The 13,808-nt window shown below is 48.7% G+C and carries 10 protein-coding genes; 2 read left to right on the top strand and 8 right to left on the bottom strand.

Going from position 1 to position 13,808, the window contains the following annotated elements:
• Nucleotides 1-116: 116 nt before the first annotated feature.
• The 8 genes from NC796_RS18660 to NC796_RS18695 all read right to left on the bottom strand — a co-directional run bounded on the left by NC796_RS18660 (nt 117) and on the right by NC796_RS18695 (nt 11,565).
• Entirely contained in the window at nt 117-2,222 is a 2,106-nt protein-coding gene (locus NC796_RS18660; protein ID WP_310686629.1) for a hypothetical protein, read from the bottom strand.
• 306 nt (nt 2,223-2,528) lie between these two features.
• A complete protein-coding gene (locus tag NC796_RS18665; protein ID WP_310686630.1) occupies nt 2,529-3,380 on the bottom strand; it encodes a proline dehydrogenase family protein in 852 nt (283 codons plus the stop codon).
• A gap of 179 nt (nt 3,381-3,559) precedes the next feature.
• Nucleotides 3,560-4,228, bottom strand: coding sequence for a DUF6064 family protein (locus NC796_RS18670; RefSeq protein WP_310686632.1), 669 nt, complete (start codon nt 4,226-4,228; stop codon nt 3,560-3,562).
• A gap of 111 nt (nt 4,229-4,339) precedes the next feature.
• Entirely contained in the window at nt 4,340-4,696 is a 357-nt protein-coding gene (locus NC796_RS18675; RefSeq protein ID WP_310686633.1) for a DUF3147 family protein, read from the bottom strand.
• A gap of 14 nt (nt 4,697-4,710) precedes the next feature.
• Entirely contained in the window at nt 4,711-7,809 is a 3,099-nt protein-coding gene (locus tag NC796_RS18680) for an efflux RND transporter permease subunit (RefSeq protein WP_310686635.1), read from the bottom strand.
• A gap of 43 nt (nt 7,810-7,852) precedes the next feature.
• Entirely contained in the window at nt 7,853-9,526 is a 1,674-nt protein-coding gene (locus NC796_RS18685; RefSeq protein ID WP_310686636.1) for an efflux RND transporter periplasmic adaptor subunit, read from the bottom strand.
• A 193-nt stretch (nt 9,527-9,719) separates the two neighbouring features.
• Nucleotides 9,720-10,256: a hypothetical protein gene (locus NC796_RS18690; protein ID WP_310686638.1), complete on the bottom strand. Its 537-nt coding sequence runs from the start codon at nt 10,254-10,256 to the stop codon at nt 9,720-9,722.
• Nucleotides 10,257-10,323: 67 nt separating this feature from the next.
• Nucleotides 10,324-11,565 (bottom strand): TolC family protein, encoded by a 1,242-nt coding sequence (locus NC796_RS18695; RefSeq protein ID WP_310686639.1) that lies wholly within the window; start codon nt 11,563-11,565, stop codon nt 10,324-10,326.
• An 80-nt stretch (nt 11,566-11,645) separates the two neighbouring features.
• Here NC796_RS18695 and NC796_RS18700 point away from each other — a divergent pair, with 80 nt between their 5' ends.
• Both NC796_RS18700 and NC796_RS18705 read left to right on the top strand, forming a co-directional pair.
• On the top strand, nt 11,646-11,963 hold the full coding sequence (locus tag NC796_RS18700) for a hypothetical protein (protein WP_310686640.1): 318 nt from the start codon (nt 11,646-11,648) through the stop codon (nt 11,961-11,963).
• Nucleotides 11,964-12,608: 645 nt separating this feature from the next.
• A complete protein-coding gene (locus NC796_RS18705) occupies nt 12,609-13,574 on the top strand; it encodes a DUF4097 family beta strand repeat-containing protein (RefSeq protein WP_310686642.1) in 966 nt (321 codons plus the stop codon).
• Nucleotides 13,575-13,808 lie beyond the last annotated feature (234 nt).

Here is a 13,808-nt window from a genome sequence, read left to right on the forward strand (position 1 = left end):
TCTTGACCAGTCCACCTCATTTGACAGAAATGCATTTGTTTTATATTTATCGCCCTTAACCAATATGTGCGACGCACTTACCAAGTGCATCGCAAATTGCTTAAAAAATTAAGCTGCTACATTTCATCTTTTCCATCCAAATACACAATCCATGCCCGTTGCTGGGCCAGTCGTTCCTGGTAGCGAAGAGAGAGCACCTCTTCCGACAATTTTTTGATCCACATTTGCGACAGTTCAATACTGCCCTCATAGGCCAGCCGGTGGATAAGTGATAAGTAGGTATCAAAATACTCCAGGTCCAACGGCAGTTTGAGCAGGCGGTTTGCATAGCTTTCCAACAGGTTATTATCAGCATCTAAATCCAGCACATTTTGCAGGGCCCGGATCTTCAGCCGGTAATACGCCAGGTCGAACTCTCCCGGCTGCAGAACGATATTTTCATACCTAAGCCTCAAGTCATAGCTCCATTGCAGGGAGTCCAGCCGAACGGCGAAAGCCTCATCAAACGTAGTATCAGACTGCTGTGCTGCCAGGCTAACGGCTTGGTTCAGGTACTCCCGGGCTTCGGTATAATTTGTAGCCATCCGGTGGGCATCGGCCGTAAGCAACTGGTACTCAATTCTTGTTGCATTGGGATCGGCCTGGGCAATGACCGGATCGGTATGCCCCGCCCGCAGGTTCCAGAGCATCCAGAGGAGCTGGGGCGAACGCTCTTCGGGATCAATCTCCTTCAAGGCAGCGAGCGTTGATATTACCCGGGTGGTGTCGTTCAAGATTTCGTACAGCAAGTATTGATCAAAGAGTTCGGCTGCCCGGGGCACCTTGTGGGGACACTGCTGCTCGAAAATGGAGAGCCGTCCAAATATTTCGCTGGCCCGCTCCCGGTCACTGCTGTCTATGCGCACGGAATCGAGCCGCTGGTGCCACCCCTCCACCAGCACCGAAAACGACTCGGAATAGCCCAGTTCTATGCTCCCGCACCTGTATGCATCAAGAAACTCTTGCGGAGACTTTTCATCGATCAGGTAGCGCACAAAAGACCCGGTCGTCGTGTAGCTGACAGCTGAGCGATTGGTATAAAATCCCCAGTATGAGAGCGAGGAACTCATCTGTTCTGCTGTGGGATAAGGTTTATGAGCTGCCACCAGTTGATCGATGGTGGAGCGGGGAGAACGATCGGGATTCAGGGCAACGGCGATGCCTTCGGTCAGTCCAATGTTTGGGACAAGCCCGGGCCAAGGCAGCAGCGCCGTCACCGCATGCACAACCTCGTGTTTCAGGGAGCCGTCCACCTGCGTTTTGGCAATATGCACCTGCGGTACCTGCTGCCATACCGTTACGTAACTGGTATATTTTGCGCCTACGAGCTCTTTCTTCTGCCAGGGATGTGCATACAGGTAGAGCTCAATCTTTTGGCTGGAATCAGGCTTGTCTATGCCCAGAGAATGCTGAATTTGATGGATATAAAACTCAATTTCGGTCGCCATCCGGTCGATCTCTTGATCGGAGATCGCTTGTTCTGCATAATAAATACGGGTATGGTCGGTCTCCAGCTGACCACCCAGCCGTTGTTGAAGGGTTTCTTTTGGGGTGATGATCCTCGTTTTTTCCAGCTGCATGTAGCCGGTCAGCAAGCCCAGCACAGCAAGACCCAGGATCCAGCGGTAGAAACGATCCTCGTCCAGCATCGGGACCAGCCATATTACCAGGATCCAGCAAAGCGTTAAAAACCGAAATGCAACCAGGGATAGTGGAAATTGAATGGCTTCATCATAAATGGGCCCCGGCCAGTAACCCCACACATGATTATAAAAATAAAGCTGCGGAAGGGTGAAAAACTCATACAGGAATCCGCCGAACGTGATTAACAGCAGTACCACCACCGTGAAAAATCTGGGGAATGGCACTCTGAACTGACGAGATAAGCGACCTATACTGTAGCCAAGGAACACGCTCGGAAGCGGCAGGAATACCCAGAATCCCAGTCCGTGTACGGTAAAACACCCGGTTAACACGGAAAACAGCGCCAGGGGAAGGCCTGCCAGGTAGAGGAAGCCGTTGATTTGAATCGCACACCGCAGATCCATCCCTGGTCCCGCTTTCACAGCCGCGATCCCACCCCAGTACGCTCCAATAGTGGCGGCCAGTATCGCTGACTCGATGTGGAAGTCGCGCAGCAAAGGGATGAAGAGGGCCACAAGTCCGACGGCAAATGGAGCCAAATATTTTATCCTGGATGTCATAGGCGAGAAACGTGAGACGGTAGATGTGAGACGATTTTCATTCACGTTCGCTGGTTATTTCCAAAGATATAAGCACGATAGTGATCTGAACTTGGATAATTATGCGTAAGGTTACTTCTAGTAATATATAGTTAGTAATATATAGTTTAATTGATCATAGTAATAAACACTGAAATTCAATACCAAACATAAAGTACCACGAGTTCGTGATTCCTTTATTCTACTTCGCGAGCTGAAGCTCGCGGTACATGGCTTCATCTCACCTCTGACATCTGCCGTCTCAGGTTAACTCTTGAACATGGTACTCAACACAAACCAGATATTCTCTTTACGTTCGGTAAGGCGACGTTTGAAATAGGGCAGCCACCTGGTGCCGTAGGGAACATAAATCCGCGTATTGTATCCCTGCCGGGTAAACTCCTCCATGGTATCCTGACGGAGCCCATACAGCATCTGGAATTCAAAACGCGACTTCCCAATTTTATTTTCTTCCGCGTGGTCAATCACCCAGTTGATCAGCTCATCATCGTGCGTGGCGATGCGCGGATAAGGGGTCTTTTGCAACAGTGTGGCGGCATATTCTTTAAACGCTTCTCGTATAGCCGGCATACTCTGCAGGGCCAGCCGCTCCGGCTCGTTGTAGGCTCCTTTACAGAGACGCACATCCGCCCCGATCTCTGCCAGCTCCTCAATATCCTGCTTTGTCCGGTGCAGGTATGCCTGTATCACAATACCAACATGCTTTCCGTACTCCCGAAAAGCTTCCTTAAAAAGTTCTATCGTTTGCTGCGTGTAATCAGAAGCTTCCATATCGATGCGTACAAATTGGTCATGCTTCCGGGCGGTGTCCAAGAGACGAAACAGGTTATCGCGGCAGAACTCCTGGTCGATATCGAGACCCATCATGGTGAGCTTGATGGAGATCGAACTCTTGAGCCCGGCCTGCTCGATGCCCTTAAGCAGATCGATGTAGTTCTCGGCGGCCTCCCTGGCCATTTTCCGGTCTGTAACGTTCTCCCCGAGCAGATCGAGGGTCACGTTAATACCTTTCTCATTCAGATCACTGACTTTGGGAATCGCCTGTTCGAGTGTCTCTCCAGCCACAAATCGCCTGGCTAGCGCAAAGGGTAATTTCATTAGCTGACTCTGTTTTTTATTCCGAAGTGCAGGAAAATAACCAATCCAAGCTAAAAGATGTAGGGAAGCATTCTGACTTCGTTACATAATCGGACAAGTCGGTTTGGTTGGTAGAAATACTAAATTGGCTGGGCCCAAGGCTGGGAGTAGGGCTACAAATAGTACCTGAGATTAAAATACTAGGTGATTTTATTTATGAGCGGCTGAGCTTCTTTTCCTTTTTTTACTGATAAAAGTATGATACCCAAAATCCCGGCAACAAATAGTCCTGTATCTTCCAGAATACCCAGCTTAATTGCTGCCGTAAAACCAATAACAGACCATATTCCTGGAATTAGCAGAATCCACCATGGTACTTTTACAGCCGTCCATAACAATATACCAAAGGTGAAAATCGTGGCTGGACAAGGTGTTACTCCAAACATCGGAGCGTAGGGATAGCCATGCCCCAATTGTGCTCCAATTAAAGGATAGATTACCATGGCGTATAGGATTAAAATTGCGCCTGTAAAGCCATACACATCTCTTTTTAACTGAAACTTCAATTGTTTTTTCCAGACTCCCACGCCGAGAAAGAGCAGACCCTGGATGATGAAAAGCGTTCCAAAACCGTATGCAGCTGTATTAATGGAAGTAAAAAAGGTTAGATGATAGATTGTCCCCATCCAGAGCCAAAAGGCGGATAATATAAGGCTGATCATTCTATCACTGCCTCCGGTTTTTTGAAAAGCCAAATAAATAGACAGTCCACCCATCAAATAAGCGACAACTTGGGCCGGCCATATTGAGGTATTATAGGTTTTGAAAAGCTCCAGAAATTGGTCGGTCGTAAAAGGCAATTCCATCATTGGATCTATAGATTACGTTCAAATCCTTTTCAGAATGATGAAATTAGATCCTCAGAATCAATAGCAGAGATACCTGCAAATAGCTGTAGGCGAATATATTACGAGCAATTTTTACGGAATAAGAGTTACCCCAAATTTGCTTGCTATTAATGAGGTGATAACAAAGCAGATAATGGTGATCGCAACACAAATAGTAAGCGACCACCAAAAACTAATGCCATTCTTGAGCAATACCGGCATGGCCAAGAACATAGGTAGCGTTGGAATAACGTACCAAAATGTATAAAAGGCGTGATTGCTTATTTTTTCGTCTCCCTGTCCCTCTATATACAACCAGATCATCACCATGATGGTAACAAAGGGCAGCGAAGCCAAGAGCGCACCCAACCGGTCGGTTCTCTTGGCTACTTCCGAAACCAAGACTATGATGAAGGCCGTTACCACGTATTTTAGAATGAGGAATTTCATAGTCTTGCTGTTCTTTAGTTTGCAATTTTAGCTTCACTGCTCTCAAACTGTGCCAGCAGAGCAGGTATCACAATCATGTTAAGCAAGGTAGAACTAATGAGGCCACCCAGGATAACTTGCGCCATCGGTGATTGTATTTCGTTACCGGGCTCACCTACGGCCAGCGCCAGCGGAATGAGGGCCAACCCCGCGGTCAGAGCCGTCATCAGGATGGGATTAAGCCGTTCCATTGCGCCCAGCCGTATGGCTTCCATAAAGGACTTGCCTTCCTCCCATCGCAGGTACTGGTAGTGTGAGACCATCAGGATACCATTTCGAGTGGCAATACCAAACAGGGTGATAAAGCCAACCAGGGAGGCGATGGATACGATACCGCTGGTAAACCACACGATAAAGATACCGCCGATCAGGGCAAAGGGTAGGTTCAACATTACCAACAGGGCCGTTTTCAGAGAACTGAATTCCAAATACAACAGCAAGTAAATGAGTAAAATAGCAACGATACTCAACAGTGAAATGGTGCGGGTCGCTTCGGCCTGGCTTTCAAACTGTCCGCCGTATTCCACGAAATATCCTTGTGGGAAATTGATGTTCTCAGAAATATTAGCACTAATGGCATTTATGGTACCGCGCAGGTCGCGCCCCGCTACGTTAGCCGAGACTACAATTTTACGCTGCACGTTTTCGCGACTGATGGTATTGGGACCGCTGCGCGATTTGATACTGGCCAGCTCCGCAAGCGGAACCACGGTTCCGTCTTCAAGAGTCAGATCGGCATTGCGCACGGCCTTAATGCTGCCCCGGTGCTCCTCGTCATATCGGACCATCAGGTCAAACAACCGGTCGCCTTCGATAATCTGTGAGACCGTCTCACCGGCAAAAGCCACATCTATCTTTTCCGACAGATCGGCTATGTTCATCCCATAACGCGCCAGGGCCCGCCGGTCGGGACGAATCTGAATTTGCGGGACATTCTGCTGCTGTTCGACCGAGAGATCCACTACTCCTTCGACTCCCTCCATCTGGCCTCGAACCTCTTCAGCCAGTGTTCGCAGCCGGTACAGGTCAGGACCAAAAATTTTAACGGCAATATTGGCGCGCGTCCCCGAGAGCATGTGGTCAATACGGTGGCCGAGGGGCTGCCCGATCGTGATATTGGTCCCGGAAACCACGCTTAAATCAGACCGCAGCTCTTCCAAGACCCGCTCCTTGGTCTTCCCCTCCGGGATGTCCAGGTCGGCATTAATTTCTGAGGCGTTGACCCCCTGGGCATGCTCAGAAAGTTCTGCACGGCCTGTTCGTCGTGCCGTACTGGTCACTGCGGGGTGGTCCAACAAAATGTTCTCAATACGCTGGCCAATCTCATTGGATTCATCCAGGCTGGTGCCGGGAATGGTAACAGCGCTGATAACCAGCGTGCCCTCATTAAATTCAGGTAGAAATGAGCTTCCAAGGTACGGCGCTATTACCAAAGTCCCCAAGAACAGGACCAGCGTGCCGGTCAACACACTTTTTTTATAACGCAAAATAGTATCAAGCACGCGTTCATAACCGGATTTGAGTTTTTTGGTAAACCAACTTTCTTCCAGCTTGCCTTTTGATGCTTGTCCCGGCAACAGGTAATAGCAAAGCACCGGTGTTACCGTCATCGCGATAATTAGAGAGGCCCCGATGGAGACGATGTAGGAGAGTCCCAACGGTTTCAGTATGCGTCCCTGCAGCCCACTCAAAAAGAAGAGCGGGATAAAGACGATCATGATAATCAACGTGGCATTTATGATGGAGGTCCTTATCTCCTTGGATCCTTCAAAGACCACCTGCATCGCTGATTTTTGTTCCGACTTTGGGAGCTTGGCATTCTCCCGAAGTCGCCTGAATACGTTTTCGACATCGATGATCGCATCATCAACGATCACCCCGATGGCAATAGCCATTCCACCCAGTGTCATGGTGTTGATGGTGATATCAAAAAACTCGAGCACAAATACCGAGGTAATAAGTGCAAGCGGTATGGCCGTCAGCGATATGACCGTAGTCCGTATATTGGCCAAGAAAAGAAACAAGATAATAATCACCAGGATGGCACCATCCCTAAGGGCTTCAATCACGTTATCGATGGCCAGGTTAATAAAATCAGCTTGCCGAAAAATATGGGTGTTGATCGAAAATCCTTCGGGCAGGTTTTGCTCAATCTGTTCCAGCGTTTCATCCACCCGTTCGGTCAGCTCCAGGGTATTGGTATCCGGCTGTTTCTTGATGGATATAATCACCGCCTGATTCGCATTGACAGAGGCATCACCGATCTTCTGAGCGGCATCAATTGTTACGTTGGCCACATCTCCAATGGTAATGGGCTGGTTGTTGCGTTCAGCCACTACCGATTGCCTGATATCATCCAGCGAGTGAGCTCGACCAATACCGCGGATGGTGTACTGCTGGCTGTATTCCTGGAAGAATCCCCCTGAAAAGTTCTCGTTGGATGATTCAGTCGCTTCTAATACTTGACCCAGGGTCACGTTATAGGCCTTCAGCTTGTCCGGATCTACGCGGACCTGGTACTGCTTTAATCCGCCACCTATTGGGACTACCTGTGCCACCCCGGGAATAGCCAACAGGCGTCGCCGGATCTCCCAGTCGGCAGCAGTGCGTACTTCCAGTTCCGAATGCCGGTCACTTTCTACGCTCACCAGCATGATTTCACCCATAATGGAGGTAATGGGTGCCATCACCGGCGGAGGCACCTCTTCAGGCAGGCGGTTGCTCACCAGCGAAAGTTTTTCGTTGACAATTTGACGGGCTTGGTATAAATCAGTCCCCCATTCAAATTCTACCCAAACGATAGAAAATCCTTTTGAGGTGGACGAGCGAACGCGCCGCACGCCGCTGGCGCCGTTGGTAGCTGTCTCAATCGGCAGGGTCACCAACTGTTCCACTTCCTCCGGGGCCATGCCGTGTGCTTCGGTCATCACTGTCACGGTAGGGGCCGTCAGATCGGGAAACACATCCACCGGCATTTCATAGACCACGTAGGCACCGGCGATGAATAAAATAATGGAGGTGACCACGACAACGAGTCGGTGCCTCAGTGATCCTTTAATAATTGCATCTAACATAACTCAGTCCTGTTGAGTGAATTTTAAATTGCACTAAGGATACTTAATGGGTGTGCCCGTGGGCCGGTGCTTCGGACGAAAGAGAAGCCAGCTTCACTTGGTAGGCATTTTTCGTCACTACATGCTCACATCCCTGCAGCCCGGAGGTGATCTCTACCCATCCGCGGTCTTCAATGCCTATTGTTACCCGCTGCTGCCTGAACGATTCACCGGAGACATGCACATACACATTGTAGTTTCCTTCCTCTTCAATTAAAGCCGACTGCGGGATCGCCAGGACATTCTCTTTGGTCTCAGTATTGATATGCACCGTGGAAAACATGCCCAGTGGGAGTCCATTTTGGGTGTTGTCGAGCTCATAAATCAGGGAGAGTGTACGACTCTGCGGATCGATGCTATTCGTCCGGCTGATCAATCGTCCTCCCAGCTCACTGACTTCATACAGACGGTCATCGCCCTGCACCCTAAAAGTCGCCTGACTGGCATTGGCAATTCGGTTCTGCCGGGCCGCAGGAACATTCGCCTTAAGCCACACGTTGGAGGCGTTCGCAATACGGTACAGCGGCTGACCGGCTTCAACCTGCATGCCGGGCGTGACGTTAGATTCTAAGATGGTACCATTAATGGGGGCCTTCAATTCAAAGCGATACGATTGCTGAGAATCGCCGTAGCTATCGACATTCGTTGTTTCTATTTGGATGACTTCGCTGATCGTCTGGTAGCGCGTCAACGCCTGGCGGTACTCGATACGAGCTTTCTGAAGTTCGGTCTGTGGAATTGCTTCTTTTTTGTACAAGCGCCTGGAGCGCTCAAGGTTGGCCTCGGCCAGTTCCAGCTCGGACTGAGCATTAATAAACTGCTGGGCATAATTGTCTCCCTGGCCTGATTGAATCGCAGGATTTAGCACCGCCATCGAAGCTCCTTTTTGCAGTTGCTGACCTACAACCGGAAGGTTCCCGTTTTGGCTGGACAGTATAATGCCCGAAAAAGGAGCGGCAACGACCGCCTGACTGTTTTGGGCCGCCATAATTTCCCCGGTAGCATCTATTGTTTGGGTAAGCGTTCGCTGCTGCACTTCCTGCGTAGCAAACGGAATATCCCACTGCTGTTCCTTTAAAAAAGTGATAAGGTTGGGATCCTCCTCTGCGTACGTATGGGGTACCTCATCAGCCGAGTTATAGACCGGAATATCGTTTACCTGCAAAGTATCATTAACCATCCCGTAAATTTCGATGGTCAAATCATAACGTCCGGCCTGTTCAAAGGTAATGTTCGGACCGTAAATGCCTGGCACCTGTACCTCGGTTTCCCTGGCTGATATCTCGGCACCATTTTCGGAACGGAAGGTAAAGTACACCTCGGAATCGGCCATAGGGGTGAAATCGGAGAGACGGGTCAGGTGAACCGCGAATGTGGCTTCCTGGCCGACAATGATCTCCGGGTATTCCATGAAGAGCTCGGTCTCATCGGTCCATTGTGTAACGGCGCCGCTTCCTTCACGCTGTACACCTTCACTTTCAGAAGCAGCTTCTTGACCCTGCTCGTGCTGCTCTTCCCCTTCATCGTGCGTATGTTCCTGTTCACTTTGGCTGGCTTCGGTTGTCTGCTCGTTGCTGTGGTCGGCCCCTTCGCCATGGCTGTGATCTTCATTGCCGGAGCTACATCCGGCTATCAAAAGCCCGGTTGTTATGAATAAGAATATGATTAAGCGTTTCATTGGTTGTAGGTATTTTGAGTTAAATTAATCCTGTCCATCAGCCCATAGTGTCATGCCAAGACCTGGATTTCGGACTTTCCCTGAAAGAACACGGATAACACCGATTATGCTGATCTGACAATTATTCCGCGGTGATCCGCCGTATCAGCGTCATCTGCGTTCCAGAAAAACCAAATTTCAGGTTGATCAGACACTAGTTATGGTGCTCATGATCACCATCTTCACCGTGGCTATGCCCGTTGCTACTCCCTATCTCAGAATGGGCGATCCAGCTGTCGAAAGTTTCTCCGGCAGCATCCAGCTCAACCGATTGGCTTTCACCAGTTTCAAGATGCACGGGTGTTGTGGGACCAAGCTCCGTCCCGTTGGATAATTCAACACCAACCGAAACCTGTGGCAAGGCTTCCTGGGTGGTGTTTTCTACCGTTCCGTTGAAGGAGCCAGTTTCGCTGTTATAAGACAAGGTCAAGCGAATGCCTCTTCGGACTTCATCGTAGGTTTCATTGGGTCCCAGCATTGTGCCAGACCCTCCCCCGGAGTGGGAATGTGCATCTTCACTTTCAGAGTGGGTATGGGTTGCATCTGCTGTTTCGGAGCCATCATGGGAATGCTGTTCGGTTTCGTGGGTGTGGTCGGCCCCCTTCCCATGCGTGTGATCAGACTCTTCGGAACCACATCCGGAGATAGTTAATCCTGCTGCGATTGTAAGAATAAGAAGTAAGCGTTTCATATTGTTATGGGTTTTAGCTATCAGCTTTCAGTGTTAGTAATCAATTGCCCTGACAGTTGAGTATTGATTATTGAGAGCTCATTAATATTGAAATTCGTCCTGCGGTTTGTACGTCCAGTTCAAAAAGTGCCTGGTTATAATCGGCAATAGTGTCATAGATCATCGTCTGTCCATCGATATAGGCCTGGGTGGCATCGAGCAATTCAACCAGTGAATAGCGTCCCTGCTGGTAGGCGGCGCGGGCGGCTTCCAACATCGATGCATTCATCGAATCCTCATTCATTGATTCCCATTGGTTGAAAACAAGCTCAACTCGCTCGTAGGCCGTTTCCACTTGGTTGCGTACTGCTTGCCGCTTTAAAGTCAGTTCGGTTCCCCGAGAATGTGTCTGAGCCCTGGTAATCGTTACATTCCCTCGGTTCTGGTTAAAGATGGGAAGCTTGATTGAACCGCCTATTACAAATCCCTGAGCACCATCGGATTGCTCTTTGTATCCAAGATTTAAATTCAAGTCGGGCAAGCGATTCCGTTTTTCAACCTTGTATTGAAGCTCGGATGCATCGACCATCTGTTCCAGGGCTGCGAGGTCCGCCCGGTTAGCAAGGGCATGCTGAATAAGGGTCTGCTCCTGCAAACTTATGGGTATTACCCTCAAGCTATCCGAAACTTGAATCTGGGTACCCAGCTCTTGTCCTGAAAACAAATAGGTGGCCAACAGATTGCCTGTTTGCCGAAGATTCAACTGCACCTGGTCACGCTGTTTGCGATACCGGCTGAGTTCCACATTAAATCGCTGCACCTGCAGACCTGAGAAGGCACCCTCGACCTGGCGTTCCTTTGCAGATTCCTGAGCTTTCTGGATAACCTCAAGCGCCTCGTTATAGATATCCAGCTTTTCTGATAGCTGCCAATATTCAGCATACAAGGCTTTAACCTGCCGGATCAACTGGAGCCGATCGTATTCAAATTGTAATTCGGCTGCTCTTTGTGATTTAGAAGCACTTCTACTGCGTAGGAAAGGTTGGCCCAACAGCTCAATAGGCTGGGAAACCATGTAGGTTGTTTCCTTGTAATCGATGCTACCGGCATTAAGCTGTTCCCGGTTGACGCTAACCTCAGGGTTTGGATAGGCCTTGTACTGGATCGCTTCTCCCTGCTTGCGCAGCCAGTCGTATCGAGCCAACTCCTGCTGGAGGCTATTCTGTTTAAAAAGCTCTACCGCTTCGTCAAGTGAAATAGATATTGTTTGCGAATGGACAATCACTGGCAATAATACCAACAATAGAGTCCACTGGATATACCTGGACATGGTGGTAAATTGTAATTTATAGGATACAATTAGGGAAGAGAGCCTCTAATGAGGGTATATTAGGCTATAGGAGGGCCGCGATGGGAAAAAGAAGAGAGGTGATATTGATCAGCTACCGACTTTGGCGGAGGCAGATCAAAAAGGGTGGGTATTTCGTCGAACTTTCGATTCACCAGGTTAAAACCGGTATAGAGAGAGCCTACAGCATGTTTCTTAAGATCGGGTTTTACCTGAAGAGGAGTCGTCAGCGTACCTATAATATCGGAGGCTGTGCTCACTTTATGCTGATGTTTGCTATCTTCTTGATTATGGTCATCAGCCTGCATTGGCTCATCGTGGCTTTCATGGGCATGCAGGTGAACATGAACATCAAAATGACTACTGATATGAACGTTTAAATCATGAAGGTGAGCTCCCTGCCCAAATAGCACACAGACAAGAGTTGCTGCTACTATTAACAGCCCTGTCGCTTTTACGATATGTTTTTTTGCATTAACCACCTCAAAGGATAGTTAGAAAGGGTCTCAATATCAAAAGTGTTTAAGTGTGCGGGTCCATATTTCTAATCCGGCACTTAAGAGTGGAATTCAATCTAACGTCAGTTAGTAATAAAACTGTCATTGCGAGAGATTCAGCTACCTTCGGGACCCCGACACCTGTCGGGAGGCAATCTCCCGATGGGTGAACAAAAAAACGGACGGGGAGATCGCTGCGTCAACCTCATCGTTAAGCCAAAAAGGGCAACAAAGCCTCCTCGCGATGACAGTTACTTTTTTGAGTTAGTCTTATCTTGAACTCAGGTTAATCTAATTAATTAGCTTGCAGTTTCTGTTATCTTTTAACGGCCCTTTTCAAGCAGAGCAATATCTCATACTGGCTTTTGACTTTACCATCTACAACTCAACATTTCGACTCCTAAACTATAAACATCTCTTTTAAAATAACTGCCTCCCCATTTTTTTTGCTTTGGAGAATGAAACATTATACCCACCAGAGACGTACTGCACCAATGTTCTTGAATCAAAAATTTACCAGGAGTAACCATGACTGCTCGCAATATTTACATTACAAAAGTACTAGCGGCATTTGGACTTGCGCTGTTGATATCGTTTTTGATGGTACTAAGTGCCACAGCCAAATCCAATGCTACTAATACAAACATCGATGATCCATATCGAATTGAAGAATTCAATATCAGCACCCCGGGAGAACTGGAAGTAAAGACCTCCGGTGGACACATTACGGTGGAAGCTTCCGAAACCAACACCGTGCGCGTAGAAATGTATGTGCAACGCAACGGCCGGGACCTAAGTCCTTCAGACACTGACCTCGATGATTTTGACATCGACATTTCGCAATCCGGCGACAAGGTGACAGCCATTGCCGAGCGAAGGGGTAAAGTGTGGAACTGGGGACGTAATAATATTTCCGTTTCGTTTGTGGTCTACACGCCACGGGAAATGAAAACCGACCTGCGAACCAGTGGCGGACACATTGCCGCCTCCGGGCTGGATGGCGATCAACGCCTTTCTACCAGTGGGGGACATCTCGAGATGACCACCCTGAAAGGCACTGTCGATGCCCGTACTTCCGGGGGACATATTGAGATCCGGGACTTTTCCGGACAGATGGATGCCCGAACCAGCGGGGGACACATTGAAGCCGAAAACGCAGAGGGGCGTATTAATCTGCGCACAAGCGGCGGCCATATTTCGTTACGGGATCTCTCAGGCAGCGTGGAAGCCTCGACAAGCGGAGGCAGCATCGAAGCTGATCTTAACAGTATTGAAGACTTTGTGGACCTGCGAACCAGTGGGGGTCACATCAACATCAGTGTACCGGATGGTATTGCCCTTAACCTGGACCTCAAAGGCAATAGGGTAAGCACTAAGCTTTCCAATTTTACCGGCGAAGTGGAACGCGATGAAGTTCATGGCTCTATTAACGGTGGAGGACCAAAATTAACCGCTCGTACATCGGGGGGCAGTGTTCGTATCACCTACAACTAAAAGGCCCGATAAACCTAAGAGTCTGAAGGCACTCCTTTTGGGGTGCCTTTTTTTATTTCGCTCCTCCAGGACCCAAACGAGCTTTTCTTTTCCAGGTTAACTTTTTAAAAATCGGCCATGCTAAGTTATCTTAACCACTGGTCACTTGTTTATTAAAAATTCACACTATTAGCCTATACTTAGGTCAATAAAGAAACTTTTATCAACTGATATAAACTAACCATCAATCTAAAA

Origin of the sequence: Aliifodinibius sp. S!AR15-10 (assembly GCF_031569985.1) — a bacterium.
In the GTDB taxonomy this organism is placed as follows: domain Bacteria; phylum Bacteroidota; class Rhodothermia; order Balneolales; family Balneolaceae; genus JAMQKA01.

Coding starts and splice junctions, on each gene's coding strand:
- NC796_RS18695 (WP_310686639.1), bottom strand. CDS start 11,565: ATGTCCAGGTATATCCAGTGGACTCTATTGTTGGTATTATTGCCAGTG.
- NC796_RS18680 (WP_310686635.1), bottom strand. CDS start 7,809: ATGTTAGATGCAATTATTAAAGGATCACTGAGGCACCGACTCGTTGTC.
- NC796_RS18685 (WP_310686636.1), bottom strand. CDS start 9,526: ATGAAACGCTTAATCATATTCTTATTCATAACAACCGGGCTTTTGATA.
- NC796_RS18690 (WP_310686638.1), bottom strand. CDS start 10,256: ATGAAACGCTTACTTCTTATTCTTACAATCGCAGCAGGATTAACTATC.
- NC796_RS18670 (WP_310686632.1), bottom strand. CDS start 4,228: ATGATGGAATTGCCTTTTACGACCGACCAATTTCTGGAGCTTTTCAAA.
- NC796_RS18665 (WP_310686630.1), bottom strand. CDS start 3,380: ATGAAATTACCCTTTGCGCTAGCCAGGCGATTTGTGGCTGGAGAGACA.
- NC796_RS18705 (WP_310686642.1), top strand. CDS start 12,609: ATGACTGCTCGCAATATTTACATTACAAAAGTACTAGCGGCATTTGGA.
- NC796_RS18700 (WP_310686640.1), top strand. CDS start 11,646: ATGGGAAAAAGAAGAGAGGTGATATTGATCAGCTACCGACTTTGGCGG.
- NC796_RS18675 (WP_310686633.1), bottom strand. CDS start 4,696: ATGAAATTCCTCATTCTAAAATACGTGGTAACGGCCTTCATCATAGTC.